Origin of the sequence: Mycobacterium ostraviense (genome assembly GCF_002705925.1) — a bacterium.
GTDB classification, from domain to species: Bacteria; Actinomycetota; Actinomycetes; order Mycobacteriales; family Mycobacteriaceae; genus Mycobacterium; species Mycobacterium ostraviense.
Window position 1 is genome coordinate 1 of the sequence record NZ_NKRE01000020.1, and the last position, 288, is coordinate 288.

General features: G+C 70.8%; 1 protein-coding gene. It reads right to left on the reverse strand.

What is annotated here, in order from left to right:
• The coding region (locus CDN38_RS27645; protein ID WP_142361384.1) for an HNH endonuclease signature motif containing protein at nucleotides 1-288 on the reverse strand (288 nt) is incomplete at both ends.

The following is a 288-nucleotide window of genomic DNA, read 5'->3' on the forward strand; positions in this document are numbered from 1 at the left end:
CCGGTGATGGTGATGATGCCGCGGTGGTGGCTGCGGTGGTGATAGGGGCAGACCAGCACCAGGTTGTCCAGCTCGGTGGCGCCGCCGTCTTCCCAGTGCCGAATGTGGTGGGCGTGTAGGCCGCGGGTGGCCCCGCAACCGGGTACTGCGCAGGTTTGGTCGCGGTGCTCCAGGGCGCGGCGCAGCCGGCGGTTGATCAGGCGGGTCGCCCGGCCGGCGCCGAGGAGCTGGCCGTCGCGTTCGAACCAGACTTCAGCGGTGGCATCACAGCTGAGGTAGCGGCGCTCG